Source organism: Streptomyces sp. NPDC030799 (assembly GCF_055572255.1).
Genome location: NZ_JBVIDS010000012.1, coordinates 58,979 through 84,775, shown reverse-complemented (window position 1 = coordinate 84,775; position 25,797 = coordinate 58,979). Strand labels below are relative to the sequence as shown.

Annotated in this window: 25 protein-coding genes; 15 read left to right on the top strand and 10 right to left on the bottom strand. The window is 72.0% G+C overall.

What is annotated here, in order from left to right:
• Positions 1 to 83: 83 nt before the first annotated feature.
• Positions 84 to 1,280, bottom strand: coding sequence for a flavin-containing monooxygenase (locus ACZ41I_RS28285; RefSeq protein ID WP_468515396.1), 1,197 nt, complete (start codon positions 1,278 to 1,280; stop codon positions 84 to 86).
• A 186-nt stretch (positions 1,281 to 1,466) separates the two neighbouring features.
• On the opposite strand from ACZ41I_RS28285, the gene ACZ41I_RS28280 reads away from it, so the two are divergent.
• Genes ACZ41I_RS28280 through ACZ41I_RS28265 form a run of 4 tightly spaced genes read left to right on the top strand, consistent with a single transcriptional unit; the run spans position 1,467 to position 4,077 of the window.
• Positions 1,467 to 1,919, top strand: coding sequence for a DoxX family membrane protein (locus ACZ41I_RS28280; RefSeq protein WP_468515395.1), 453 nt, complete (start codon positions 1,467 to 1,469; stop codon positions 1,917 to 1,919).
• Complete coding sequence (locus ACZ41I_RS28275; RefSeq protein WP_363217986.1) at positions 1,916 to 2,311, top strand: Zn-ribbon domain-containing OB-fold protein; 396 nt, start codon at positions 1,916 to 1,918, stop codon at positions 2,309 to 2,311. The genes ACZ41I_RS28280 and ACZ41I_RS28275 overlap by 4 nt, the downstream gene beginning before the upstream one ends.
• 54 nt (positions 2,312 to 2,365) lie before the next feature.
• A complete protein-coding gene (locus tag ACZ41I_RS28270) occupies positions 2,366 to 3,235 on the top strand; it encodes a GNAT family N-acetyltransferase (protein ID WP_468515394.1) in 870 nt (289 codons plus the stop codon).
• Entirely contained in the window at positions 3,232 to 4,077 is an 846-nt protein-coding gene (locus ACZ41I_RS28265; RefSeq protein WP_468515393.1) for an NAD(P)H-binding protein, read from the top strand. Before ACZ41I_RS28270 ends, ACZ41I_RS28265 begins: the two co-directional genes overlap by 4 nt.
• Positions 4,078 to 4,117: 40 nt before the next feature.
• On the opposite strand, the gene ACZ41I_RS28260 is transcribed toward ACZ41I_RS28265, so the two are convergent.
• On the bottom strand, positions 4,118 to 4,786 hold the full coding sequence (locus ACZ41I_RS28260; RefSeq protein WP_399776151.1) for a pyridoxal 5'-phosphate synthase: 669 nt from the start codon (positions 4,784 to 4,786) through the stop codon (positions 4,118 to 4,120).
• Between the two features lie 25 nt (positions 4,787 to 4,811).
• Complete coding sequence (locus ACZ41I_RS28255) at positions 4,812 to 5,984, bottom strand: thiolase C-terminal domain-containing protein (RefSeq protein WP_468320409.1); 1,173 nt, start codon at positions 5,982 to 5,984, stop codon at positions 4,812 to 4,814.
• A 76-nt stretch (positions 5,985 to 6,060) separates the two neighbouring features.
• Between ACZ41I_RS28255 and ACZ41I_RS28250 the strand changes: the two genes are divergently transcribed.
• Together ACZ41I_RS28250 and ACZ41I_RS28245 are read left to right on the top strand one after the other, a co-directional pair.
• Positions 6,061 to 7,260 carry an acyl-CoA dehydrogenase family protein gene (locus ACZ41I_RS28250; protein ID WP_468515392.1) on the top strand — a complete coding sequence of 400 codons (1,200 nt, stop codon included), beginning with the start codon at positions 6,061 to 6,063 and terminating at the stop codon, positions 7,258 to 7,260.
• Positions 7,260 to 7,739 (top strand): nitroreductase family deazaflavin-dependent oxidoreductase, encoded by a 480-nt coding sequence (locus tag ACZ41I_RS28245; protein ID WP_468515391.1) that lies wholly within the window; start codon positions 7,260 to 7,262, stop codon positions 7,737 to 7,739. Before ACZ41I_RS28250 ends, ACZ41I_RS28245 begins: the two co-directional genes overlap by 1 nt.
• Positions 7,740 to 7,816: 77 nt before the next feature.
• Here the strand turns inward: ACZ41I_RS28245 and ACZ41I_RS28240 are convergent, their stop codons facing one another.
• Positions 7,817 to 8,434: a LysE family translocator gene (locus ACZ41I_RS28240; RefSeq protein WP_363215184.1), complete on the bottom strand. Its 618-nt coding sequence runs from the start codon at positions 8,432 to 8,434 to the stop codon at positions 7,817 to 7,819.
• 82 nt (positions 8,435 to 8,516) lie between these two features.
• Here ACZ41I_RS28240 and ACZ41I_RS28235 point away from each other — a divergent pair, with 82 nt between their 5' ends.
• Positions 8,517 to 8,969, top strand: coding sequence for an Lrp/AsnC family transcriptional regulator (locus ACZ41I_RS28235; RefSeq protein ID WP_363215185.1), 453 nt, complete (start codon positions 8,517 to 8,519; stop codon positions 8,967 to 8,969).
• 86 nt (positions 8,970 to 9,055) lie between these two features.
• Here ACZ41I_RS28235 and ACZ41I_RS28230 read toward each other — a convergent pair whose 3' ends face one another.
• Positions 9,056 to 9,703, bottom strand: coding sequence for a TetR family transcriptional regulator (locus ACZ41I_RS28230; RefSeq protein ID WP_399776144.1), 648 nt, complete (start codon positions 9,701 to 9,703; stop codon positions 9,056 to 9,058).
• A 122-nt stretch (positions 9,704 to 9,825) separates the two neighbouring features.
• Here ACZ41I_RS28230 and kbpA point away from each other — a divergent pair, with 122 nt between their 5' ends.
• The 3 genes from kbpA (at position 9,826) to ACZ41I_RS28215 (ending at position 13,765) form a co-directional block, all read left to right on the top strand.
• Positions 9,826 to 10,578 (top strand): AfsK-binding protein KbpA, encoded by a 753-nt coding sequence (gene kbpA / locus ACZ41I_RS28225; RefSeq protein ID WP_363215187.1) that lies wholly within the window; start codon positions 9,826 to 9,828, stop codon positions 10,576 to 10,578.
• Between the two features lie 188 nt (positions 10,579 to 10,766).
• The gene (gene afsK / locus ACZ41I_RS28220; protein WP_468515390.1) at positions 10,767 to 13,127 is read left to right on the top strand and encodes a protein serine/threonine kinase AfsK; all 2,361 of its coding nucleotides are present in this window, start codon (positions 10,767 to 10,769) and stop codon (positions 13,125 to 13,127) included.
• Between the two features lie 122 nt (positions 13,128 to 13,249).
• Positions 13,250 to 13,765, top strand: coding sequence for a hypothetical protein (locus tag ACZ41I_RS28215; protein ID WP_468515389.1), 516 nt, complete (start codon positions 13,250 to 13,252; stop codon positions 13,763 to 13,765).
• Between the two features lie 4 nt (positions 13,766 to 13,769).
• On the opposite strand, the gene ACZ41I_RS28210 is transcribed toward ACZ41I_RS28215, so the two are convergent.
• The 3 genes from ACZ41I_RS28210 to ACZ41I_RS28200 are packed head-to-tail and all read right to left on the bottom strand — an operon-like array spanning position 13,770 to position 16,114.
• Complete coding sequence (locus ACZ41I_RS28210) at positions 13,770 to 14,546, bottom strand: enoyl-CoA hydratase/isomerase family protein (protein WP_468515388.1); 777 nt, start codon at positions 14,544 to 14,546, stop codon at positions 13,770 to 13,772.
• Complete coding sequence (locus tag ACZ41I_RS28205) at positions 14,543 to 14,953, bottom strand: Zn-ribbon domain-containing OB-fold protein (protein ID WP_399776135.1); 411 nt, start codon at positions 14,951 to 14,953, stop codon at positions 14,543 to 14,545. The genes ACZ41I_RS28210 and ACZ41I_RS28205 overlap by 4 nt, the downstream gene beginning before the upstream one ends.
• Before the next feature lie 6 nt (positions 14,954 to 14,959).
• The gene (locus tag ACZ41I_RS28200) at positions 14,960 to 16,114 is read right to left on the bottom strand and encodes a lipid-transfer protein (RefSeq protein WP_468515387.1); all 1,155 of its coding nucleotides are present in this window, start codon (positions 16,112 to 16,114) and stop codon (positions 14,960 to 14,962) included.
• A gap of 84 nt (positions 16,115 to 16,198) precedes the next feature.
• On the opposite strand from ACZ41I_RS28200, the gene ACZ41I_RS28195 reads away from it, so the two are divergent.
• Positions 16,199 to 17,806: a FadD3 family acyl-CoA ligase gene (locus ACZ41I_RS28195; RefSeq protein WP_468515386.1), complete on the top strand. Its 1,608-nt coding sequence runs from the start codon at positions 16,199 to 16,201 to the stop codon at positions 17,804 to 17,806.
• Positions 17,807 to 17,978: 172 nt separating this feature from the next.
• Here ACZ41I_RS28195 and ACZ41I_RS28190 read toward each other — a convergent pair whose 3' ends face one another.
• Both ACZ41I_RS28190 and afsR read right to left on the bottom strand, forming a co-directional pair.
• The gene (locus tag ACZ41I_RS28190) at positions 17,979 to 18,191 is read right to left on the bottom strand and encodes a hypothetical protein (RefSeq protein WP_363215193.1); all 213 of its coding nucleotides are present in this window, start codon (positions 18,189 to 18,191) and stop codon (positions 17,979 to 17,981) included.
• A gap of 208 nt (positions 18,192 to 18,399) precedes the next feature.
• Entirely contained in the window at positions 18,400 to 21,375 is a 2,976-nt protein-coding gene (afsR, locus tag ACZ41I_RS28185; RefSeq protein WP_468515385.1) for an SARP-family global regulator AfsR, read from the bottom strand.
• A 190-nt stretch (positions 21,376 to 21,565) separates the two neighbouring features.
• Between afsR and ACZ41I_RS28180 the strand changes: the two genes are divergently transcribed.
• From ACZ41I_RS28180 to ACZ41I_RS28165, 4 genes are all read left to right on the top strand, one after another.
• Positions 21,566 to 22,789: an amidohydrolase family protein gene (locus tag ACZ41I_RS28180; protein WP_399776126.1), complete on the top strand. Its 1,224-nt coding sequence runs from the start codon at positions 21,566 to 21,568 to the stop codon at positions 22,787 to 22,789.
• Positions 22,786 to 23,712, top strand: coding sequence for an LLM class F420-dependent oxidoreductase (locus tag ACZ41I_RS28175; RefSeq protein ID WP_363215196.1), 927 nt, complete (start codon positions 22,786 to 22,788; stop codon positions 23,710 to 23,712). The genes ACZ41I_RS28180 and ACZ41I_RS28175 overlap by 4 nt, the downstream gene beginning before the upstream one ends.
• 10 nt (positions 23,713 to 23,722) lie before the next feature.
• The gene (locus tag ACZ41I_RS28170) at positions 23,723 to 24,493 is read left to right on the top strand and encodes an SDR family NAD(P)-dependent oxidoreductase (RefSeq protein ID WP_468320392.1); all 771 of its coding nucleotides are present in this window, start codon (positions 23,723 to 23,725) and stop codon (positions 24,491 to 24,493) included.
• A gap of 98 nt (positions 24,494 to 24,591) precedes the next feature.
• Entirely contained in the window at positions 24,592 to 25,710 is a 1,119-nt protein-coding gene (locus ACZ41I_RS28165; protein ID WP_363215198.1) for an LLM class flavin-dependent oxidoreductase, read from the top strand.
• Positions 25,711 to 25,797 lie beyond the last annotated feature (87 nt).

Here is a 25,797-nt window from a genome sequence, read left to right as displayed (position 1 = left end):
TCCTGTGAGACAGCACAAATAAACTGACGCTCTGTCAGATTACAAAGGTGGTGCTCCGTCAGGAACGGGTCGGACCCGCAAAGTTACCGCCGGTTGCGCAGCTGCCCGGCCACTGCCTTCGCGATCTTCCCGGCGTCCAGCGCCATCTCCCGGAACATGCCGCTGATCGGGTTGGTGAAGCCGGTGAAGTACAGGCCGGGCGCCTGCGCGGGCGTACGGCCACCGTGCACCACCGGCTTCCCCCGGCCGTCCAGCACCCCGAGATGCCCCACCAGCCCCTCCAGCGCCCGGGTGTACCCGGTCGCCGCGATCACGGCGTCCGGCTCGATGCGGCTGCCGTCGGCGAGGACGACCTTTCCGGGGTTCCCGCCCTCGAAGGACTCGACGGCGGCCACGATCTCCACCTTGCCCTTGCGTACGGCGTCGATCAGGCCGACGTCCTGGACCGGAACGGCACCCTGCATGACCCTGCTGTACATCCCGGTGTCCGGGCGCGGCAGCCCGTGGGCCGACAGGTCCGGCACGCCGAGCCGGGCCGCCGGCCTGGCGAGCCGGTCCACCAGCCGTACCGGCAGCCGTCGTACCAGCACGCCCGAGTACTGCGCAGGCCAGCCGAGGGTCGAGCGGCGCACGATGTGCGGGACGGTGCGGACCGCCAGCCGCACCCGCGCCGCCCCGCCCTCCACCAGGTCCACGGCGATCTCGGCGCCGGTGTTGCCGACGCCGACGACCAGGACGTCCCGGCCGGCGTACGGCTCGGCGTTGCGGTAGGCGCCGGCGTGCAGGAACTGCCCGCCGTACTCCGTCAGGCCGGGCCAGTCGGGGATGCGCGGGGTGTGGTTGTAGCCGGTGGCGACGACCACCGCGCTGCCGGTCAGCTCGCGCCCGCCGGAGGCGTGCAGCAGCCAGCCGGTGTCGTCCCCGGTCCGCTCGATGCGGAAGACCTCCACACCGGTGACGATCTCCAGCTCGTGGTGCTCGGCGTACTTCTCCAGGTAGCGCACCACGTTGTCGCGGGACACCCAGCGCCCGAACTTCCGGGGGATCGTCAGGCCCGGCAGGGCGGACAGCCGTCGGGTGGTGTGCAGGCGCAGGCGGTCGTAGTGGCCGCGCCAGGAGGCACCCACCTGGTCGGCCTTCTCCAGGACCACGGCCCGTATGCCCCGGGCCCGCAGTGCGTGGGCGGCGGCCAGACCGCCCGGACCGGCACCTATGACGTAGACCGGGCGGTCGGCGGGGGTGGCGGAGAGTGGTACGGAAACGGAACGGGAGTCGGCCATGCTCGGAGCGTAATCACCCACCTGGTTGATGGGTCTCGGTCAAGACCGGAATTGGTTGCGGATTGATCACGGGTGTAGGAGAAGTGGGTGGGGCCGGTGACGTAGAACACCTGGTTGTGGCTGTACGGCGATCGGTCCTGTTGCACGGGTGGGCTTGACCAGGCATCTGACGTACCGTCAGATGCCATGGACTCGATATGGCTCGACGGCGCTCAGTGGCTGGCGGTGCTGCGGATCGGTCTCGGTCTGTGGTGGCTGGAGAGCTGGCGGCACAAGGACAAGAAGGCCTGGTTCGAGCGGGGCAGCGGCATCGCGTGGGCGGCGGAGATCGCGGAGAAACACCGCTGGGCGCCGGTGCGGTCGGGCTTCGAGACGGTGGTGAAGCCGCATCCGAAGCTGATGGCGTACCTCGTCGCGTACGCCGAACTGTCCCTCGGGCTCGGCCTGATCCTCGGTTTCCTGACCCCGGTGGCCCTGATCGGCGGGCTGCTGCTGAACGCGCTCTACTTCGTCCTGATGATCCACGACTGGGCGGAACAGGGCCAGAACTCGATGATGGCGCTGATCTCCCTGGTCGGCTGGTTCGGCATGTCGTGGGAGGCGTGGTCGCTGGACGCGTGGCTGGGGTGGTGGCGGTGAGTGCGGTGCGCCACGACCTCCCCGAGCCCGACGCCTTCACGCGCCCCTACTGGGAGGCGGCCGGGGAGGGCCGGCTGCTGATCCGCCGCTGCGGGGCCTGCGGCCGGGCCCACCACTACCCCCGCGAGTTCTGCCCGCACTGCTGGAGCGAGGAGGTGACCTGGGAGGAGGCGAGCGGCCGGGCCGCGCTCTACACCTGGTCCACGGTCCACCGCAACGACCTGCCGCCCTTCCGCGACCGCACGCCGTACGTGGCCGCCGTGGTCGATCTGGCGGAGGGCCCGCGGATGATGACGCAGGTGGTTGACTGCGCGGGGCAGGACCTGCGGGCCGGGCTGCCGCTGCGCGTGACGTTCGCGGAGGGGAAGCCGGTGTTCCGCCCCGAGGGCTGAGCTCCAGGGGAAAACCGGTGTCCCGCCCGGAGGTTCGCGCCGATCATGGGCCGTATGCGCCCTGACGACTGGTACCTCACCGAAGACCTGGACGAGTTCCTCGCCCGCGCCGGCGACTTCCTGCGTTCCCGTCCCGCCCTGCACACGGTCCCGCTGACGGTGGCGGACGCGCTGCGCCGCCGCGGGCTGCACCTCTACGGCCCCCAGGCCCCCCTCTTCGGCCTGCTGGAAGCCGACGACGGCACGGTACGGGCCACCCTGGTCCACACCCCGCCGTTCCACGTCCACGTCACCGCGCTCACCCCGCAGGAGGCCGACACCCTGGCGGCCCGGTACACGGAGCTGGACCGCCCGCTCCCCGGAGTGTCCGGGCCGCAGGAGACGGCGGAGGCCTTCGCGGCGGCCTGGCAGCGGCACACCGGTACGGCGGTCGCCGTCGACAAACGGCAACGGCTCTACCGGCTGGACGAGTTGACCGCACCGGAGCCCCGGCCGCAGGGGCGGGCGCGGATCGCCGGGCCGGCCGACCGGGAGCTGCTGGTCCGCTGGTTCAAGGAGTTCCAGGAGATCACCGGCGGCGTCGGCCAGGACGCGGGCAACTGGGCCGACGCCCGTATCTCCTACGGCGGCGTCACCCTCTGGGAGGCGGCCGACGGAACCCCGCTCGCCATGGCCGGCGCCACCCCCGAAACGGCCGGCCAGGTCCGCATCGCCCCCGTCTACACCCCCGCGGACCTGCGTGGCCGCGGCTATGCGGGCGCGGTCACGGCCGAGGTGAGCCGGGCCGCGCGGGAGGCGGGCGTGGCGGAGATCCTCCTCTTCACCGACCTCGACAACCCGACGAGCAACGGGCTGTACCAGCGGATCGGGTACCGGCCGGTGGCGGATTTCACGGTGTGGGGGTTCGGGGGCGCAGAGCGATGATCCTGGTGACCGGCGCGAGCGGCAGGGTCGGAAGGGCTCTCCTCACGTGCCTTCGGGCCCAGGGGGCGGCCGTGCGGGCGGCGTACCGCGATCCGCGGACCACGGCCCGGGCGATCGAGGCGGGCGGTCGGGCGGTGACGCTGGACCTGGGCAGACCCGACACGCTCGGCCCGGCACTCGACGGTGTCGGGACGGTGTTTCTGCTCGGTGCGACGGGCCCCGCCCAGACCACGCACGAACTCAACATGGTCGAAGCCGCCCGTGCGGCGGGTGCCCGGGTGGTCAAGCTGTCCGTCTGGCGGGCCGACGAGGAACTCTCCCCGATCGCCCGGCTGCACCGGCCCGTCGAACAGGCGCTGGCCGCGTCCGGACTGCCCTGGACCATCCTGCGGCCCAACTTCTATCTGCAGAACTTCCTGGGCGAGCCGTCCATCCGTGAGGCCGGGGAGTTCTCGCTGCCGCTGATCACTGCACCCATCAGCTTCGTCGACACCGGCGACGTCGCCCGGGCCGCCGCGCGGGTCCTCACCACAGGGGGCCACGACGGCCGCGTCTACGACCTCACCGGACCGCAGGCCCTGACCTACGCCGAGGCCGCCGAGGAGTTCTCCGCCGTGCTCGGCAGGCCGGTGCGCCATGTGGGTCTGTCCGACGACCGGGCGCGCGCGGCCCTGCTCGGCCGTGGCCTGCCGGAGTTCCACGTCGATGCCCTCATGGGCGTCGCCCGTGCCTACCGTGACGGCGGCGCCGGGACCGTGACGTCGACCGTCGCCGATCTCACCGGCTCGCAAGCCCTCGGGTTCGCCGAGTTCGTCCGCCGAAACCGCCGCTTCTTCGAGTGACGACGGTTCGTCCGGCGGGAGCGCCGTCAGCGGGAGGACCTCACGGCCACAGCAGCGCCCTGCTCCAGCCGAACTCCGTGCTGCGGTACTCCAGGCGTACGTGGCGCCGGTCGGGGTCGCCCTGGAAGAACTCCACCGTCTCGGGGTGCAGCCGGTACAGCGTCCAGGTCGGGGACGGTTCGGCCGGGTTCTCGCGGGCCCGCTCCCAAGCCGTCTGCGACGCCCGCCGCAGCTCCTCCAGCGAGGACAGCTCCTCGCTCTGCCGGCCGGTGAGCGCCGCGGCCAGCGCCCCCGTCGAGCGGGCGTGCAGATCCGCCTGGCTCTCCCGGGCCGGCGCCGCCGTCACCGGCCCGCGCACCCGCACCTGGCGGCCCAGCACCGGCCAGTAGAAGGCCAGCGCCGCGTACGGGTGGGTGCCGAGGGCCCGGCCCTTGCGGCTGGAGCGGTGTGTGGCGAAGGACCAGCCGTCCGGGTCGGCGCCGTGCAGCATCACGATCCGTACGTCCGGCTTCCCCTCCCCGTCCACCGTGGCCAGCGACATCGTGTGCGGCTCCGGCTGCCCCGCCGCCACCGCGTCCGCGAACCAGCTCGTGAACAGCGCCAGCGGGGTCGGCGGGGCGGTGTCCGGGTCGAAGGGGCGCAGCTCGGTCGCCCCGGGGGCCCAGACCCGCAGTGAGCGGAGCAGTGCCTCCAGATCGTGTTGTTCCATGGGGCGAGTATCGCCCGGTGCCCGCTCAGTCCCGGCCCAGCACCACCGTCCCCGACGAGCAGAACCACCCCCCGGTCCCGGAGGCGACCCCGAGCCGCGGCAACGCGCCGTCCGCCGCCCGGACTTGACGCTCCCCGCCCTCGCCGCGCAGCTGCCGTACCGCCTCCACCAGCAGGAACAGCCCGCGCATGCCGGGGTGCTGGGCGGACAGCCCACCCCCGTCGGTGTTGACCGGCAGCTCTCCGCCCCGCACCAGCAGCCGGCCCTTCTCCACGAACGCCCCGCCCTCGCCCTTCGCGCAGAAACCCAGGTCCTCCAGGGTCACCAGGGTCATGTAGGTGAAGGCGTCATAGATCTCCGCGAAGTCGATCTCGGCGGGGCGCACCCCGGCCCGCTCGAAGGCGAGGGGGCCGCTCACCGCCGCCGGGGACACCGTGAAGTCGGGCCACTCGGACATCGCCGCGTGCGAGACGTGCTCGCCGGTGCCGAGGATCCAGACCGGTGCCGTACGGCAGTCCCGCACGTACTCCTCGGCCGCCAGCAGCACTGCCGCGCCGCCGTCCGAGCGCAGGCAGCAGTGCAGCTTGGTGAAGGGGTCGGCGATCATCGGGCCGGAGAGGACGTCGTCGACCGTGATCGGGTCGCGGAACATCGCCTCCGGGTTCAGGGCCGCGTTGGCCCGGGCCTGGACCGCCACCTCGGCCAGCTGCTCGACGGTCGTGCCGTGCTCGATCATGTGGCGGCGGGCGGCCATCGCGTACTTGGCGATCAGGGTGTGGCCGTAGGGAACCTCGAACTGCAGCGGGCCGCGGGCGCCGAAGGAGAGGTCGCCCGTTCTGCGGCCCGCCCTGATGTCCGCCCGTGCCGTCGAGCCGTAGACGAGGAGGACGGCGTTCGCGTGGCCCGCCGCTATCGCGTCCGCCGCGTGCGCCGCCATGACCTCCCAGGTCGAGCCGCCGACCGAGGTGGAGTCCACCCAGGTGGGGCGCAGGCCCAGATACTCGGCCACCTCCACGGGGGCCAGGGTGCCGAGCCCGGCGGAGGCGACTCCGTCCACCACCTCACGGCCGAGGCCCGCGTCGGCCAGGGCGCGCCGGGCCGCCTGCGCGTGCAGTGTGTAGGGGGTGGCGTCGGTCACGCGTCCGCAGTCGGAGAGCGAGACGCCCACCACGGCGACTTTCCGGCTTCCCGGAGTCATCAGAGCCCACCTTCCCCTGTGCTTGTCGATCCCGGACTCCTAATATGACGGCCCGTCAGATCTGGAGGGAAGAGCCATGGACACGCGCCTCACCGCCGAGCAGGACGAGATCCGCCGCACCCTGCGCGAGCTGTTGCACAAGCGGTGCGGCCCGGCGGAGCTGCGGACCGCCGTCGACAGCCCGTCCGGCCACGACCCCCTCCTGTGGTCCGCCCTCGCCGGCCGGCTCGGCCTGCCGGGGCTCGCGCTGCCCGAGCGGTACGGCGGTGTCGGCTGCTCGGTCACCGAACTGGCCCTCGCCTGCGAGGAGACCGGCCGCTCCCTCGCCCCCTCCCCGCTGCTCGCCACCTCCGTCCTCACCGCCCCGCTGATCCTCGCGCTGGGGACACCGGCCCAGCGCGCCGGACTGCTGCCGCGCCTGGCCGCCGGCACCCGCACCGCCGCCCTCGCCGTCCCCGGCCCCGCCCTCACCACGGCCCTCGCCCTGACCGGCGACAACGGCAGCTTCTGCGCCGGCGGCGGACGGGCCGGCGGGGTCCAGGCCCGGCGCGCCGACGGCGACTGGCGGCTGTACGGGCAGGCCGACCAGGTACTGGACGGGCACAGCGCGGGGCTGCTGCTCGTCGCCGCGCACACCGGGGGTTTCGCCCGGTCCCGGACCCTGCTGTTCCTGGTGCCGGGGGACGCGCCCGGTGTCGTACGGACCCGGCAGACCGCGCTCGACGCCACCCGGCCGCAGGGACGTGTGCAACTGCGGGATGTGCGGGCGGAATTGCTCGGCGAGGAGGATGTGGACGTACTGCCCGCCCTCGCCGCGCTCGGGGAGTCGGCCGCGGCCGTGCTCGCCTGCGAGGCCGTCGGGGCGGCCGACCGGGTGCTGGAGCGGACCGTGGAGTACGTCGGACAGCGCGAGCAGTTCGGGCGGCCCGTCGGGTCCTTCCAGGCGGTGAAGCACCGGCTGGCGGATGTGTATGTGGCGGTGCAGGCGGCTCGGTCGGCGGCGTACTGCTCCGCGTGGGATGCCGGGTCGTGGTCCTGCGCTCAGGGGGAACGATCCGGTGGGCTCGCGCTCGCTCAGGCCCTGGAGGCGCTGCATCTTGCGGCCGCCGAGGGGATCCAGCTGCACGGCGGGATCGGGTTCACCTGGGAGCACGACGCGCAGCTGTACTTCAAGCGGGCGGCCGGGGACGAGCTGCTGTTCGGGCCCGTGCACCGGCTGCGGGACCGGGCGGCCGAGGTCGCCGGTCTCTTCGCGGGCGGCGAGGTGGCGGTCTGATGGCCGGGCTCGGCGTGCGGTTCGTACAGCGGATGTCGTCCACCCGGGCCTTCGCGAGGGTCGCCCCGCATGTGGTGCCGGCGCTCGACCGGGCCGTGCACCGGCTCACCCGGGGCCGGATCCTGCTCAGCGCCCAGCTGCTGCCCGGGGTGATCCTCACCTCCACCGGCGCCCGCAGCGGACAGCTCCGCAGGACTCCGCTGGCCTGTATGCCGGAGGAGGACGGCAGGAGCTGGCTGCTCGTCGGCTCCAACTTCGGGCGGCCGGGGCATCCCGCCTGGAGCCACAACCTGCTCGCCCACCCGGAGGCATCGATCAGCTGGAAGGGGCAGGACATTCCCGTCACCGCCCGGCTGCTCACGGGGGAGGAGCGGGCCGCGGCCTGGCAGGCGCTGCTGACGTTCTGGCCGCCGTACGCCACCTACCAGGCCCGGGTGGACCGGGAGATCCGGCTGTTCCGGATCGCTGCGGCTCCCTGAGGGGCGCGGGGAACTGCGCGACCGGCCCCGACGATGCCGCAGCCGCCGGACGGCAGGTCGGGGCACCCCGTGCGGAGCTAAAGCGTCGCCAACCGCTCCACCAGCAAAAACGCCCCGATCCCCAGCATCGCCGCTCCCGACGTCCGCGTCACCGCCCGCGCTGCGGCCGGCCTCGCGGAAAGCAGCGCACGCGCCAACGCGCCGACCGTGAGGTAGACCACCGCGCAGCACGCCATGTGGAGCAGGCCCAGCGCCGCCGTCTGGGCGGCCACGGGCAGGTGGGGGCCGCGGAGGGTGAGGAACTGGGGGAGGACGGAGAGGTAGAGCAGCAGGCCCTTGGGGTTCAGTCCGCTGATCGTGGCGCCCCTGAGGAAGAGCCTGTCCTCGGCCGGTGAGGCGTCGTCCGCGCCCGGTACGGCCGGCCGGCGCAGGACGTCCCAGCCCAGCCACAGCAGATAACCGGCGCCCGCCACCGTCAGGGCCGTCAGCAGTCGGGGCGAGCCCGCCACCAGGACCGCGAGGCCCGCCGTCGCCAGGGCCGTGTGCAGGGCATAGCCGCTGACCAGGCCGGCCACCGCGCGCGACACGGGGCGGCCGCGCAGGGCGGTCGCGATGACGTACGCCCAGTCGGCGCCCGGTACACACACCAGCAGCAGGTCCACGGCGAGGTAGGAGAAGAGCAGTCCCGAGTCCATGGTGGGGACATTAGGCGTGAATGGCTCGAAAGTGTTCCCGAAATTTGCCCGCTGTCTCGTACATTGAGGGAAGATTTGTCCCATGGACGACGTGGACCGGAAAATCCTTGCCGAGCTGCAGCAGGACGGGCGGCTGACCGTGACCGAGCTGGCCGCACGGGTGCGGCTCAGTGTCTCGCCCTGCCATCGGCGACTGCGTGAGCTGGAGCGCTCCGGTGCCATCCAGGGGTACCGGGCGGTGGTGGACGCGGCGGCGCTCGGGCTGACCTTCGAGGCGCTGGTGTTCGTGTCCATGCGGCAGGAGGACCGGGACACGGTCGCCGAGTTCGAGCGGGCGGTCGGCGAACTGGATCACGTGCTGGACGCCCAGCGGCTGTTCGGCGAGCCCGACTACCTGCTCCGGGTCGCCACCGCCGACCTCGCGGCCTTCCAGCGGCTGTACGACGAGCGGCTCGCGACCCTGCCCGGAGTGCAGCGGCTGACCTCGACGCTGGTGATGAAACACGTCGTACGGGACCGGCCGCTGCCCGCATAGCGGAGCAGGCGGTGGCCCACCGCGCGTGATCGCGGGTGAACCACCGCCTGCCAAGACAGGACTTGGGCCCGGAAAGAGACGGTTTCCTACTTGCTCGGCTTCTTTCCTGTCACACCCAGATGGACCAACAGGGCGAGATTCGGCTTGAGTTCGGCCTGCTTCACACCCCAGGACGAGAATCCCTTCTGGTGCGCCGCCACCGCCGCGAGCATCGCGACCAGCGAACCGGCCACCGCCGCCGGGTTCACGTCCTTGTCGACCCTGCCCTTGGACTGCAGCTCGGCGATGGAGTCGGACAGGGAGTTGTTCACCGAGTTCAGGATCTTCATACGGAGCTTGTAGAACCGTTTGTCCCCCTCGGCCGCGCCGAGGTCGACCACGCGCAGGATCGCGTCGTTCTTGCGCCAGAACTCCAGGAAGCCGTCCACGAGTTCCTGCGCGGTCTGCCATCCCGACTTCCCGGCCCAGGACCGGCCTTCGAGCAGTTCGGTCAATCCCGCGCCCTCAGCCGCCATTTGCTCGGCGATCTCCAGGACGGCGCCCTCGACGTCCGGGAAGTACTGATAGAAGGTCGCGGGCGAAGTGCCCGCCTTCCGGGCGACATCGATGACCTTGACGTCCCGGTAGGGGGAGGAGCTGAGCATCTCGCTGAGGCAGTCGAGCAGCTTCTGCCGGGTCGCCTGCCCACGCCGGCCGGCCACGCGGCCGTCGACGGTACGCACTTGTCCTGTCATGCCGTCAGCTTACCGAGGGGTGATCGGAGCGCGATTCGGCCGAGTGCAAATGGGGTGCACGGGTCCTCTGGGGGTGGTGTGCCTGGTCTGCGCGGTGCGCGCGGCCCGGTTACTTTGACGGCATGGCCGAAAACAGGGCATCCGGGAATGAAGCGGCGGAAGAGGCGGGAGAGGTGTACGGGGAGGGCGTTCCCTGCTGGGTGGACGCCCAGCTCGCCGACGTCGAGGCCGGCAAGCGGTTCTACGGTGAGCTCTTCGGGTGGTCCTTCGAGGACGCCTACGGCTCCTCGGTGTGGGCCCGGCTGGAGGGGGAGCCCGTCGCCTCGCTGGCCCCCAAGATCGACGGCCGTATGCCCACCGTCTGGACGGTCTCCTTCGCCACCCCGGACGCCGGGGCCCTCGGCCGGCGGATCACCGAGGCCGGTGGGCAGGTGGTCATGGCCCCGTTCCCGGTGGGCGACCTCGGGGTCGCCGCCCTCGCCGCCGACCCCGAGGGCGCGGTGTTCGGGCTGTGGCAGCCGGGCCGCCACCGCGGCTTCGGCCGGCGGCACGAGCCCGGCACCTTCGTCTGGGCCGAGCTGTACACCCGGGACACCGCCGCCGCCAACGCCTTCTACGGCGGCCTCTTCCACGAGGCCCTCTTCGGTGCGGGTGCCGAGCCCGACTTCGGGCGCGCCCATGTCACCGAGGTCTTCCCGGCCGAGATGCCCCCGCACTTCCTCACCCACTTCCGGGTCGCGGACCTCGACGACGCGCTCGGGGCCGTACAGCGGCTCGGCGGCCGGGTGCAGGCGCCACCCTTCGAGACGTCGTACGGAAGCGTGGCCGTCGTCACCGACAATCAGGGGGCGTCGTTCGCACTGCTGCAGCGCTGATCCGTCCGATTGGTTGGACTTTGGATGGGTTTGCGGGGAGACACCCCTCTTCTCACCGGGTTCGCAACCAGCGGCCCGGCCAGGAAGAATCGGGGTGCGTGCCGCCACGGCGGTGCGGTGGTGAGACGCTGCACTTCGGTCGCGTACATATATGGATGGCGCGGCTCGTACGGGGAGGTGGCAGGCAAGTGGTGGATCAGCTGACGCAGCACGATCCGCGGCGGATCGGGCCGTTCGAGGTGCTGGGCCGGCTGGGCGCCGGCGGCATGGGGCTGGTCTATCTCGCGCGCTCGGCGTCCGGCCGGCGCGTGGCGATCAAGACGGTGCGCACCGAGCTGGCCGAGGACCAGCTGTTCCGGGTCCGCTTCACCCGCGAGGTGGAGGCGGCCCGTGCGGTCTCCGGCTTCTACACGGCCGCCGTGGTCGACGCCGACCCGCGCGCCGCCGTGCCCTGGCTCGCGACCGCGTACGTCCCCGCGCCCTCCCTGGAGGAGATAGTGAACGACTGCGGGCCGCTCCCGGCCCAGGCCGTGCGCTGGCTCGCCGCGGGCGTGGCGGAAGCCCTCCAGTCCATCCACGGCGCGGGGCTCGTCCACCGCGACCTGAAGCCGTCGAACGTGCTCGTGGTCGAGGACGGCCCCCGGGTGATCGACTTCGGTATCGCCTCCGGCGTCTCGAACACGCGCCTGACCATGACGAACGTCGCCGTCGGCACCCCCGCCTACATGTCCCCGGAGCAGGCCAAGGACTCCCGCAGCGTCACCGGCGCCAGCGATGTCTTCTCGCTCGGCTCCACCCTCGTCTTCGCGGCCACCGGCCACCCGCCCTTCCACGGCGCCAACCCGGTCGAGACGGTCTTCATGCTGCTGCGCGAGGGCCCCGACCTCACCGGTCTGCCCGACGAGCTGCGCCCGCTGATCGAGGCCTGTATGCAGATGGAGGCCCCCGCCCGGCCCACCCCGGCCGACCTCCAGGCCCAGCTGGCTCCCCATCTCTTCGGTTCCGGCTCCGACGACAGCGGCACCGCCTCGGCCTGGCTGCCCGACAAGGCGGTCGCCCTCATCGAGGCCCGGGGCCGTGGCGGCCGACCCGCCGTCAAGCCCGCCCCGGCGCCGACCGGCGGCCCCCGGAGCGGCGGCCGCTCGGCCGTGCCCCCGCCGCCCCCGTACGACCCGCCCGTGCCCGCCGTCGCTTCCGCCGTCGTGCCCGACACCGGCCCGGTCCGGCTGGCCGGCGCCCAGGTGCCGATCGGGCCGGGCCCGCGCGTCGCCGACGCCCGCGCCGCGGCCGTCAAGGCGCCCCCGCCGGAGGCCGGGCTGGTCGCCAGCTGGTCCCGCCCGCGCACCGGCGTCGCCGGCACGGACCCTGCCGTAGGCTCCGCCGTACCGCCCGTCCCGCCCCAGCCCCCGGAGACGGCGAGCGGCTGGCGGCCCTGGCGGTTCCGCATGTCCAACGAGGTCTGGGGGACCCCCGCCGTCGACGGCGACCTGGTCTATGTCACCTCCTTCGAGGTGCACGCCCTGGACGTGGGCACCGGCCGCCGCCGCTTCAAGACGAGGGACGTCGCCTGGTCGATGGCGGTGGCGGACGGCCGTATCCACGCCTCCGACGGCCCGACCCTGTTCGCCCTGGACGCCCGCGAGGGCACCGACCTGTGGCGGCTGTCCACGGACGCCTGGGTGTACTCCCTCAAGGCCGACCGCGGCACGGTCGTCACCGGCACCCGGGGCGGCGGTGTCCAGGCCTGGGAGGCCGCGAACGGGCAGAAGCTGTGGGAGATCGCCGGCTGCCAGACCGACTTCGAGTCCCCCGAGGCCGGCCCGCTGGTCCACGACGGCACGGTCTACGTCTGGCAGGACGCCCGGCTGCGCGCCCTGGAGGCCCGCACCGGCGAGGAGCGCTGGTCGTACCCGGTCGGCGACGCCGCCTCCTGCGGCGGCGTACCGGTCCGCCTCGCCCCGGCGCCGGACGGCTACGTCTACGTCTCGGCCGGCACCCGTGTGCTCGCCGTCGAGGCGGCGAGCGGCATGGTCCGCTGGCACTTCGAGGCGCCCGCGGTCTTCCTGTCCCCGCCCGCCTTCACCCCCGGCCCGGCGGTGACCGGCGGCGGCGTGTACCTCGCGGACTACCTCGGCACGGTCTACGCCCTCGACGCCACCGACGGCCGCGACCGCTGGCGCATCGCCACCGAGGCCCGCGCCTCCGTCGAACCGGTGCTCGTGGCGGCCGGCCACGTCCATGTCGGCAGCGGCAAGGGCCTGTACACCCTGGACGCGGTCACCGGCACGCCCAAGTGGCGCTTCCAGGCGGGCGGCGACGTGGTGGGTGCCCCCGCGGTGGCCGAGGGCCGCATCCACTTCGGTTCCACGGATCATCTTCTGTACACGTTGAAGGCCGACGACGGCCGGCTCCGATGGAAGCTCGCCACCGGCGGTGAGATCACCGGCTCCCCGGTGGTCAAGGACGGGGTGGTGTACGCGTGCAGCAAGGACCGGTGCGTGTACGCGCTGGACGCGGAGAAGGGGACGGGAACGGCGCGGACCGCGTGAGTGCGTGACGGCCGTCGCACCGGTTACACGGAAGGGCTCCGGACGGCGGCCGTCTCAGGACTGACGCTACCCCGGGTAAGGGACCCCTGCCACGGTGATCGATCCGCCATTAGGGTGATCGCATGAACTCACGGGGGCGCACACTCAAGTTCACGGCCGTGGTCATGTTCGTGATCCTGGCCCTGACGGGCTTCTCGACAGGGAAGCACCGCAGCAGCCGTCACTACGGGAGCAGCCACAGCAGCAGTGGGGGCGGGTGCAGCAGCTCGCACCAGGACCACGACGACACGTACGACAACTCGGACGACAACTCGGACGACGACAGCCTCGGCAGCGACAACAGCGGCAGCACCAGTGGCGGCGACTACCTCCAGGACGCCACGGTGAAGCTGATCAGCTGCGCGAACAGGAAGAAACCGTACGTGACGGTCGAGGTCACCAACCCGAACGACACCAGCGCCACCTTCTCGGTGACGGTCTTCTACAAGGACAAGCGCTCCAAGTTCATCGACTTCGACGACGTGGACGTCACCGTCCCCGCCAACGGCAAGCAGACCACCAAGATCCCGTTCAACAAGGCCTACTTCGCCCGTCTCGACCACTGCGAGCCCCAGCGGAACGCCACCGTCGAGAGGTGACGGCTCACCGCGTCCGGAACCCGCCCCGCCCCCGCCCCGCGAACAGCTCCGCCTGCCGCTCGGCCGGCAGATTGCCCAGCGCGACGAGATGCGGCGCCTGCGCGTAGGCCTGCGCACGGCCCGCCTCCTTCGCCGCCCACAGGGCCCGCACCGTCCCCTGTACTCCCTCCGACGGATACCCGGCGATGACGGTGGCACAGCGCACGGCCGCCTCCAACGCCCCTCCGGGCTCGGTGAGTTCGGACACGAGCCCGACGGCATGGGCGCGCTCGGCGGAGATCCGCTCGGCCGTCCCCATGAGCATCATCCGCGCGACCTCCCCGTAGGGCATCCGCTGGGCCATGAGCACGGACTCGTACGCGCTGACCATGCCGTACGTCGTGTGCGGATCGAAGAAGGCGGCCGTGGTGTCCGCGACGAGGAACTCGCTCTCGCCCAGCAGATAGAAGGCCCCACCGCAGGCCATCCCCCGCACCGCGGCCACCACCGGCTTCCACAGGTCGTTCGCCTTCGGCCCGACGCCGAGCAGCGGATCGTCCTGCATGTACGGCGACGAGGGCTGCGGCACGACGACGTCCCGGTCGATCCCGGTGCAGAAGGCCCGCTCGCCGGCCCCGGTGAGCACGACGGCCCGCACGGAGTCGTCGAACCGCAAGGCGCGCCAGGTCCCGGCGAGCTCGCGCACCATCTCCATGTCGATGGCATTGAGCTTGTGCGGCCGGTTCAGGGTGACGACGGCGACGCCGGTGTCCTTGTCGGCGTCGACCCGTACGGTGCTCACGCGAGCACCCACTGCGGCAGCCCGCCGTCCCCGAAGACGACGTGCACCCGCGCGCCGACCCTCAGTCCTCGTGGGTCACAGGAATTGAGGGGCGCGCCGGCATGGGTGACGACGTTCCCCACCAGCCGGATGCGCGGGGCGTCCTCCAGCTCCACGACGGCCACGTTGTACGGCGCCTGTTCCGCGTAGTCGGGGAGAAGGGGCGGATGGGGCACGACGTACGACCAGATCCGCCCGCGTCCGCCGGTGAGCCGCCACTCGTGCGAGAAGGACCGGCAGTGCGGGCAGCAAGGACGGGGCGGGAAGCGGGGCTCACCGCAGTCGCCGCAGGCCTGGACGCGCAGTTCGCCGCGGGCCGCGTACTCCCAGAAGGGGGCGCCGTCGGTGTCGGTGACGGGAGTCAGCACGCCGGATCAACTCCTCAGCAGCAGAGCGGAGGTCGGAACGCCTTCCCCCGCGGTGACCAGACAGGTGGCGGCCCCCGGAACCTGCGCGGTACTGGTTCCGCGCAGCTGCTTCACCCCTTCATTGATGAGGTTGAAGCCGTGCACATAGGCCTCGGAGAGCCCGCCCCCGCCGGTGTTGAGGGGCAGCCGCCCCCCGATCTCCAGGGTGCCGCCCTCGGTGAACGCCCCGCCCTCCCCTCTCCCGCAGAAGCCGTACCCCTCCAGGGAGAGCGGGACGAGGGCGGTGAACGCGTCGTAGATCTGCGCCACGTCCACGTCGTCCGGGGTGAAGTCGGCGTACTTCCACAGATGCCGGGCCGCGGTCCAGGCGGGGCCGGTGAGGGGGTCGTCGTTCCAGTAGTTGACCATGCCGTGGTGCTGGGCGGGCAGCCCCTGGGCGGCGGAGTGGACATAGACGGGTGCCTGGCGGCAGTCCCGGGCCCGCTCCCGCCCGACGACCACACACGCGAGGGCCCCGTCCGTCTCCAGGCAGTTGTCGAAGAGGCACAGCGGCTCGCTGATCCACCGGGAGGTCATGTACATCTCGCGGGTCAGCGGCCGTTCGTACATCACGGCGGCCGGGTTCTGATTGGCCCGGTTCCGGCAGGCGAGGGCGATGTTGAAGAGGTGATCGCGGGTGGCGCCGTACTCGTGCATGTAGCGCCGGGTGAGCATGGCTATCTCGTCCGCCGGCCGGAGGAGGCCGAAGGGGCGGGTCCACTGGGCCGGAGTGGGCAGCTGGACCGTGGTGCTGGTCCAGGGCCGGGGTCCGCTGCCGCGCTTGCGCGACCGCCACGCCACGCCGACGGTGGCCTGCCCGGAGGCGATGGCGGCGGCGAGATGCGCGACGGTGGCACAGGACCCGCCACCGCCGTACCCCACCTTGCTGAAGAAGGTCAGGTCCCCGAATCCCACGGCCTTCGCCAGCTCCACCTCGTCGGTCTCCTCCATCGTGTAGGAGGCGAGCGCGTCGACCTCGCCGGGCGTCAGCCCCGCGTCGTCGAGCGCGGCGAGCACGGCCCGGCAGGCGAGCGTCTTCTCGTCCTCGGGAAGGTGCTTGGCGAAGGCGGTCTGCCCGATCCCGACGATGGCGGTGGCGTCCTTCAGGCCTGGTCCTGCCATGGGTGTGGCCCCCTTCCACTGGCTGACAGTCCGTCAGGTTACCGCTAATCTGACGGTCAGTCAGCTAGTCGGGTGGAGGGCGTTATGCGTGACTGGGGCACCATCCCGGAGCTGGTGCGGTGGTCGGCCGAGCGGTACGCGGGCACGGAGGCGGTGGTCGAGGGCCGTACGAGGATCACGTACGCGCAACTGGGCGCCCGGGTGGAGCGGGCGGCGGCGGCCTGCCTGGCGAGCGGGGTGGAGCCGGGCGACCGGGTCGCGGTCTGGGCCCCCAACTCCCTGGACTGGATCACGGCGGCCCTCGGCGCGGTGACGGCGGGCGCGGTCCTGGTACCGCTCAACACCCGCTTCAAGGGCGCGGAGGCCACGGACGTACTGCGCCGCAGCGGGGCGAGGCTGCTGTTCGTCACCGGCACCTTTCTGGGGACGTCGTACGTGGCGAGCCTGCGGAGGGCGGCGGGCGAGGGGGCGCCGGGGGCGGGGCTCGGCGTGGGCCCGCTGCCCGGGCTGCCGGAACTGCAGGAGGTGGTGGTCCTCTCGGAGGACGCGCCACCGGAATTCCGCACGTGGAAGGACTTCCTGGCGGCGGGCGAAGGGGTGGCCGGGGCGGAAGTGGATTCACGACGGCGGCAGTTGGACGGCTCGGCACTGTCGGACATCATCTACACGTCGGGTACGACGGGCCGCCCCAAGGGCGCGATGATCACGCACAACCAGACGCTGCGGGCGTACGAGATCTGGGCGGACCTGGCAGGCCTGCGCGAGGACGACCGCTACCTGATCATCAACCCCTTCTTCCACACCTTCGGCTACAAGGCCGGGGTGATCGCCTGCCTGATGCGCGGGGCGACGATGATCCCGCAGCCGGTGTTCAACGTGGAGACGGCACTGGCGAACATCGCGGCCGAGCGGGTGTCGGTGTTGCCGGGCCCGCCGACTCTCCACCAGTCCTTGCTGGACCACCCGTCCCGGGACGCTCACGACCTGTCGGCGCTGAGGCTGGTGGTGACGGGCGCGGCGGTGGTGCCGCTCCGGCTGGTGGAGCGCCTGCACGGCGAACTGGGCGTCGACACGGTCCTCACCGCGTACGGTCTCTCCGAGGCGAGCGGCATCGTCACGATGTGCCGGCGCGGCGACGACCCGTCGGTGATCGCGTCCACCTCCGGCCGAGCGATCCCCGGCACGGAGGTGCGGCTGGCCGACGCGACCGGCGAGCCGGTACCGCCCGGTGAGGCGGGCGAGGTCCTGGTCCGGGGCTTCAACGTCATGCGGGGCTACTACGGCGACCCGGCGGCCACGGCCGAGGTGATCTCCCCGGACGGCTGGCTGCACACGGGCGACGTGGGCGTCCTGGACGAGCGGGGCAACCTGCGCATCACCGACCGCATCAAGGACATGTTCATCGTCGGCGGCTTCAACGCCTACCCGGCGGAGATAGAGCAGCTTCTGGGCCTCCATCCGGACGTGGCCGACGTGGCGGTGATCGGCGTGCCCGACGCCCGGCTGGGCGAGGTCGCCAAGGCGTACGTGGTGCGCAGACCCGGCTCGACCCTGACCTGCGACGACCTGATCGCCTGGTCCCGCCGCGAGATGGCGAACTACAAGGTGCCGAGGTCGGTGGAGTTCATGGGCGAACTCCCACGGAACGCGAGCGGGAAGGTGGTGAAGGGGGTTTTGCGGGGGAGGGGGTGAGGGGGAGGGGCGTTCGGTGGGCGGGGCGGGGAGGTTGCCGTGGGGCCGCCCACTCGCTTCTCCCCCGTGCCGACGGTTCGCGGCATCGGGCCCAGGCCTGCCCCCGGACACACCTCGGCCGCGACGGCTCCCCCTCGGCGCCGTCGCGGCCGGTCCCCCTGTGGGCGGTGGCTCAGCTGGGGTCGGACGTGATGTGGACGTTGTCCGTGGTCACCGGAGCGTCGGTGATGTGGACGTTGTCCGTCGTGACCGTACCCGTGCCCTTGGCCGGAGCGTCGGTGATGTGGACGTTGTCCGTGCTCACCGTGCCCGTGCCCTTGGCGGGGGCGTCGGTGATGTGGACGTTGTCCGGGGTGACGGTCTCGTCCTTCGTGGTGTCGCTCATGGTGCTTCCTCCCCATTGGCGCTGTACTCGACTGGCGTGCCCGTCCGGCCGTTCCCCCGATGGACGGCCGGACGGGTCTTGGATCGCCCAACCCTAGATCGTTGGCGTAGGCGACCTCACGGTCGGTCCGTCTGCCCCCCGACGCGACGGATCGACAGGACCGAGACTGCCGTGGGGCGATAAACGAACGATGAACGTGCGGTCCGAGTCAGGCCGCGGCGGCCGGCGTGAGCAGCCCACGGACGGTGTCGGCCTCCGGGGACTGCAATGACTCATAGATGGAAAGGGCCTCCTGCCAGCACACGTGGGCCCGCCCGGACTGACCGATGCCGGCGAGTGCCCGGCCGAGGACGGTGAGGACGTTCCCGCGTCGCCATTCCCCACCGATCCCGCGGAGCACGGTCAGAGCGGCTTCGGCGTTGGCCGAGGCCTGGGCGGGCCGGCCGGCCGCGAGATCGAGTTCGGCGAGCCGGAAGAGCGTCATTCCCTCCCACAGCCGCTGACGGCTCTCCCTGAACACCGCGAGTGCCTCGTGCAGCCTCTCGCCGGCCTCGGCGGGCAAGCCGTTCTGTGTGAGAGCCATGCCAAGGGCGTAGCGCCCGTTGGCGCTCTTCACCGCGTGGCCCAGGGTCTCGTACATGTCGACGCCCTGCTGCGCCAGTTCCACGGCGCTCTGCGGACGGCCCGTCACCACGTGGATGCGGGACAGGTTGCACAGCACGCTTGCCTCCCCGGCGCGGTCGCCGCAGTCCCGGAAGTCCGCGAGCGCCTGCTTGAGGTGCTTCTCCGCGTCGGCGTACCGGCGCTGGTAGAAGGCCAGGGCACCCCGGATGTTGGCCGCCCAGCAGCGGGCCAGCGGGTCACTGGAGGACTCGCCCAGGCGCAAGGACTCCCGGGCCGACTCGTCCGCCTCCGCGAAGCGCCCCGAAAGCTGGTGGGCGTTGGCCAGGACCACCGCGGCCCGCACCTCCGCCTGCCGGTCCGCGCAGGTTCGTGCCGCGTCGAGCATGGCGAGGGCGGCGGCGTCGTACTCCCGTGAGTTGGCACCGGACTCGGTCAGGTCGACGGCGACCCACAGCAGGTCGATGGCGCGCAGCAGCGTCCCCGGCCCCGCGAACTGCCGCACACACGCGAGCAGGGACACGGCCTCCGCGTACAGCCAGTCCTGGGCCCGGTGGCGGTCCTCGAACCTCAGCCCCGGATACTCGGTCGGCTGCAGATGGTCCACGACCCGGTCCCCGGGCCGCTCCATCGCATACACCTGTGCCGCCGTAGCCAGATAGAAGTCCAGCAAACGCGACATCGCAGCCTCCCGCTCGCTCGGCGGCTGCTCGTCCCGCTCCGCGCACGCACGCGCGTAGAGCCGGACCAGGTCGTGGAAGCGGTAGCGGCCGGGGGCTGCCGACTCCAGCAGGGAGGTGTCCACCAGGGACTCCAGGAGGTCCTCCGTCTCCTCCACGGGGAGGTCCAGGACCGCCGCCGCGGCGGCCAGGGAGATGTCGGGGCCGTCGGCCAGGCCCAGCAGGCGGAACGCGCGGGCCTGGGCCGGTTCGAGCTGGCCGTAGCCCAGCTCGAAGGTGGCCTTGACCGCCAGGTCGCCGGCCTGGAGTTCGTCCAGGCGGCGGCGTTCGTCCGCGAGCTTCGCCGCCAGGACCGAGACCGTCCAGGTGCGGCGGGCTGCCAGGCGGGAGGCTGCGATGCGGATCGCCAGCGGGAGGAAGCCGCACGCCGCCACCACGTCCAGGGCGGACTCGCGTTCCGCCGCCACCCGCTCCTCGCCCACGATCCTCGTGAACAGGGCCAGTGCCTCGTCCGGGGACATCACGTCCAGGTCGACCAGGTGCGCCCCGGCCAGGTCGAGCATGCGGACCCGGGACGTCACCAGGGCCGCGCAGCCCTCCGTGCCGGGCAGCAGCGGGCGTACCTGTGCCGCGTCCTTCGCGTTGTCCAGCAGGACCAGGACCCGGCGGCCGTCCAGGACGGAGCGGTAGAGGGCCGCGCGTTCCTCCAGGCTGTCCGGGATCGCCGAGTCCGATGTGCCCAGCGCGCGCAGGAAGGAGCCCAGTACCGTCTCCGGTTCGGCGGGACGGGGGCCCGCGCCCTGCAAATCCACGTACAGCTGGCCGTCCGGGAAGGTGCCCCGCGCCCGGTGGGCCACGTGCACCGCCAGGGTCGTCTTGCCGACGCCGCCGATGCCGGCCAGGGCCGAGACCGCCATCACCCGGCCCGTCGTCCCCGATGCCTCCGACGCCGACGACAGCACCTCGCTGAGTTCGTCGACGAAGGCCGCGCGGCCGGTGAAGTCGGGGACGGAGGCGGGAAGCTGGGCGGGGCGGACGGGGACCACCGCGGGTTCTGCCGCGGGGGACGACGGCTCAGCCAGGGCCGGGTCCGCCTGGAGGATGCGCTGCTGCAGTTCCCGCAGGCCGGGGCGCGGGTCCACGCCCAGTTCCTCGGCCAGCAGGCGGCGGGTGTCGGCGTAGACCGCCAGGGCCTCCGCCTGCCGGCCGCTGCGGTACAGGGCCAGCATCAGGAGCTCGCGCAGGCGTTCACGCAGGGGGTGCGCCGCCGTCAGTGCCGTCAGTTCGGAGACCGCCTCCGCGTGGCAGCCCTGCTCCAGGTCCATGTCCAGGCGGGACTCCAGCAGGCCGAGGCGCCATTCCTCCAGGCGGACCCGCTGGGTCTCGGCGTACGGGCCGGGGACGCCGGCCAGGGCCTCGCCGTCCCAGAGGGACAGGGCCCGGTTCAGCAGGTCCCGGGCCCGGCACAGGTCGCCGGCGGCCCGTGCCTTCTCCGCCTCCGCCGCCAGGTCCTGCGCGACCGCCAGGTCGAGGGCGCCCTCGCCCGGCGAACGCACCGCGTATCCGCCGGACTCGCTGACCAGGACTCCGGGGTCCAGGATCTTCCGCAACCTCGACGCGTACGTACGCACCGCCGCAAGCGCCTGCGACGGGGGCTCGGTGCCCCACACCGCGTCGATCAGCTCCGGCGCCGTCGCCGTACGGCCCTCGCGCAGCAGCAGGGCGGCCAGCAGGGCGCGCTGCTGGGGGGAGCCCGTGCTGAGCTGTTCCTCGCCGCGCCAGGCCCGCACCGGACCGAGCACGCCGAACCGCAGCGCCGCCTGCTCCGTGACGGTCACGGAGCCGGGACGCCGCTGTTCAGGCACTCGCGGCCCACCATCCATGCGCTCGTCCCCCTCGACATCTCGAACAACCCCGTCAGTTTGCCTTGTTCGGGGCGGTTCCGTCAGCCGGGGGAGACGCCGTTCGTGGGGTGGCGCGGCTCAGTCCACAAAGCCCTCACACGCTCTTCGCAGTCCCGGGGTGCGGACACAGTAGCTGACGGACCGTCAGATCGGCGCTACGGTGAGGCTCATGGAGACCACACAGTTCCCGCTGATCATCTCCGTCGACGACCACACCGTGGAGCCCGCCGGTGTGTGGCAGGACCGGTTGCCGAGGAAGTACCGGGACGTCGGGCCCCGGATCGTGCGCGCTCCGCTGAAGGAGATGACCTTCCTCGGCGGGCGCTTCAAGCCCGTCATGGGCGAACCCGGCAGCACCGAGGGGCCCCTCGGAGACTGGTGGGTCTATGAAGATCTGCGGCGGCCCCTCACCCGCCTCGACACCGCCGTCGGGTGCGACCGGGACGAGGTCAGACTGGAGGTCATCACGTACGAGCAGATGCGGGCCGGGTCGTACGACGTGCCCGCCCGGCTCGCCGACATGGACGTCAACCACGTCCAGTCCGCCCTCTGCTTCCCCACCTTCCCCCGCTTCTGCGGGCAGACCTTCACGGAAGCGCGGGACAAGGAGCTCGCGCTGCTCTGCGTCCGTGCCTACAACGACTGGATGGTGGAGGAGTGGTGCGGGCCGGACGCGCACGGCCGGCTCCTACCGCTCACCCTCATTCCCCTCTGGGACGCCGGGCTGGCCGCCCAGGAGGTCCGGCGGAACGCGGCGCGGGGGGTGCGGGCCGTCGCGTTCTCCGAGATACCCCCGCACCTCGGCCTGCCGTCCGTCCACACCGACGACTGGGACCCGTTCCTCGCCGCCTGCGACGAGACCGGCACGGTCGTCGCCATGCACATCGGCTCCAGCAGCCGTATGCCCTCCACCTCGGCCGACGCACCGCCCGCCGTGGGCTCCACCATCACCTTCGCCAACTGCTGCTTCTCGATGGTGGACTGGTTGATGAGCGGCAAGTTCGAGCGGTTCCCGCAGCTCAAGGTCATGTACGCCGAGGGGCAGATCGGGTGGATCCCGTACATCCTTGAGCGCGCGGACGTGGTGTGGGAGGAGAACCGGGGGTGGGGCGGCGTCGCCGACAAGGTCCGCCGGCCGCCGTCCGAACTGTTCGCCGGGCATGTCTACGGCTGCTTCTTCGACGACGCCTTCGGGCTCAGGAACCTGGACGCCATCGGAGTCGGCAACGTCCTGTACGAGACCGACTACCCGCACTCCGACTCCACCTGGCCGAAGTCCCGCGAGGTCGGCGAGGCCCAGATGGGGCATCTGGCGGCGGACGTGGTCGAGCGGATCGTACGGGGGAACGCCATCGAGCTGCTGGGCCTCACCCCGCAGGGCCTGTGGCGGTGAGCGCCCCGGCGTACGGCATCCAGCTGCCCGTTCAGGCGCAGAGCACCCTGTTCGCGGAAGGCTGGGAGGCCGGGGCCGGTCCGAAGGACCTGGTGGCCGTCGCGCGGGCGGTGGACAGCGCCGGGTTCGACTACCTCGCCTGCTGCGATCACGTGGGCGTCCCGCGCCGGCTCGCCCCCGCCATGAGCACGGTCTGGTACGACCCCGTCGCCACTCTCGCCCACCTCGCCGCCGTGACCGAGCGCGTCCGGCTGCTCAGCCATGTGGCCGTCGTGGGGCTGCGGCACCCGCTGCTCACCGCCAAGCAGTACGCCACCCTCGACCACCTCTCCGGCGGCCGGCTGATCCTCGGGGTGGGGGCGGGGCATGTGCGGGAGGAGTTCGAGGCGCTCGGGGTGGACTTCGAGCGGCGCGGGGCCGTGCTGGACGAGGTGATCGACGCGCTGCGGGCCGCCCTGGGAGCGGAGGAGTTCCCCGAGCACCACGGGAAGACCTACGACTTCGCCGGGCTCGGCCAGCGGCCCCGGCCCGCGCAGCCATACGTCCCCCTCTGGGTCGGCGGCTCCTCGCCCGCCGCCGTACGCCGGGCCGCGCTGAAGGGGGACGGCTGGCTGCCCCAGGGGGATCCGCGGGAGCGGCTGCCCGCGCAGATCGAGCGGATACGGCAGCTGCGCGCGGACCACGGCATCGAGGGGCCGTTCACCGTCGGCGCCATCGCCGAGCCGCTGTACGTCGGGCGGCCCGGCTGGGAGGTCGGGCGGCGGACCCTCGCCGGGGCGCCGGAGGAGATCGCCGAGTCGCTGCGGGCGTATCCGGCGATGGGCGTGGACCGGATCCAGGTGCGGTTCCGCAGCCGGAGCCGCGCCGAACTCATCGAGCAGATCGGGCTGTTCGGGGCGGAGGTCGCACCCCGGCTCACATGAGGAGGATGCCATGGGCAAGCTGGACGGGCGGGTCGTCATCATCACCGGGGCGGCGCGCGGACAGGGCGAGCAGGAGGCGCGGCTCTTCCGGGCGGAGGGCGCGCGGGTGGTCGTCGCCGATGTGCTGGACGACCGGGGGAAGGCCCTGGCCGAGGAGACAGGCGCGTTGTACGTCCATCTCGACGTGGGCGACGAGGACGGGTGGCGGGAGGCCGTCGGGGTCGTCAAAGAGGCGTACGGGCGGATCGACGGGCTGGTGAACAACGCGGGCATCCTGCGGTTCAACGCCCTGGTGGACACCCCGCTGGACGAGTTCATGCAGGTCGTGCAGGTCAACCAGGTCGGCTGTTTCCTGGGGATGAAGGCGGTGGCGCCGGAGATGGCCGACGGGGGCACGATCGTGAACACCGCGTCGTACACGGCCCTGACCGGTATGGCGGCCGTCGGGACCTACGCCGCCACGAAGCATGCCGTGCTGGGGCTGACCCGGGTGGCCGCGCTGGAGCTGGCGGCCCGGAGGATCCGGGTCAACGCCATCTGTCCGGGCGCCATCGACACCCCGATGTCCAATCCGGCCCGGCTGGACCCGGACGCCGATCCGGCGGAGATGAGCCGGGCGCTGGACGAGCTGTACCGCAAGCTCGTACCGCTCGGGCGGGTCGGGCAGCCGGAGGAGGTGGCGCGGCTGGCGCTCTTCCTCACCTCGGAGGACTCGTCGTACATCACCGGGCAGCCGTTCGTGATCGACGGTGGATGGCTGGCGGGGGTGTCCGTCATCTGACTCACCGTCAGCTATTGACGGCCCTCGCCCTCGGTGCGACAGTCGGCCAACAGGTTCGATCTGACGGAGCGTCAGAAAACTGGGGAAGGTGAACCGCCTTGGAATTCGGGCTCTTTGTACAGGGATACGTGGGCAAGCGCGCCGAGACCGACCCGCTGGCCGAGCACAAGGCGCTGATGGAGGAGACCGAGTACGTCATCCAGGCGGACAAGTCCGGCTTCAAGTACGCGTGGGCCTCCGAGCACCACTTCCTGGAGGAGTACTCGCACCTGTCGGCCAACGACGTGTTCCTGGGGTACCTGGCCCACGCGACCGAGCGGATCCACCTCGGGTCCGGGATCTTCAACCCCCTGGCCCAGGTCAACCACCCCGTGAAGGTCGCCGAGAAGGTCGCCATGCTGGACCACCTCAGCGAGGGGCGCTTCGAGTTCGGCAGCGGGCGGGGCGCCGGCAGCCACGAGATCCTGGGGTTCATACCGGGTGTGACCGATATGAACCACACCAAGGAGATCTGGGAGGAGACCATCGCCGAGTTCCCGAAGATGTGGCTCCAGGACGAGTACCCCGGCTTCCAGGGCAAGCACTGGCAGCTGCCGCCGCGCAAGGTCCTGCCGAAGCCGTACGGGAAGTCCCACCCGGCCATGTGGTACGCGGCCGGATCACCGCCGTCGTACGCCATGGCCGCGAAGAAGGGGCTCGGCGTGCTCGGCTTCAGCATCCAGAAGGTCTCCGACATGGAATGGGTGCTGGAGCAGTACAAGACGGCGATCGTGAACGCGGAACCCGTCGGGGACTTCGTGAACGACAACGTGATGGTGACGACCACCGCGATCTGTGCGCCCACCCACGCCGAGGCGATCGACATCGCCGTGCACGGGGGGCTGCACTATCTGCCCTCGCTGGTGTTCCGGTACCACGACACCTTCCCGAGGCCCGAGGGCTTCCCCGTGTGGCCGGAGACGCTGCCCCCGTACACGCCGGAGTTCGTGGAACTGCTGGTCGAGGAGGAGCTGCTGATCTGCGGGGATCCGGACGAGGTGCTGCGGCAGTGCAAGCGGTGGGAGCAGGCGGGCGCCGATCAGCTGAGCTTCGGGCTGCCGGTGGGGGTGCCGAAGGAGGAGACGCTGCAGACGATCCGGCTGATCGGGGAGCAAGTGATTCCCAAGATCGACACGGATCCCGTGCACCGGACGTCCCGGTTCCGGGCTGCCTCGTGATCGCCGTTGCGGGGTGCGGGTGCGATGTGGCCGGTCGCGCCCACGCGGCGGAGCCGCATATCCGCACAGCCCCGCGCCCCTGGGGCA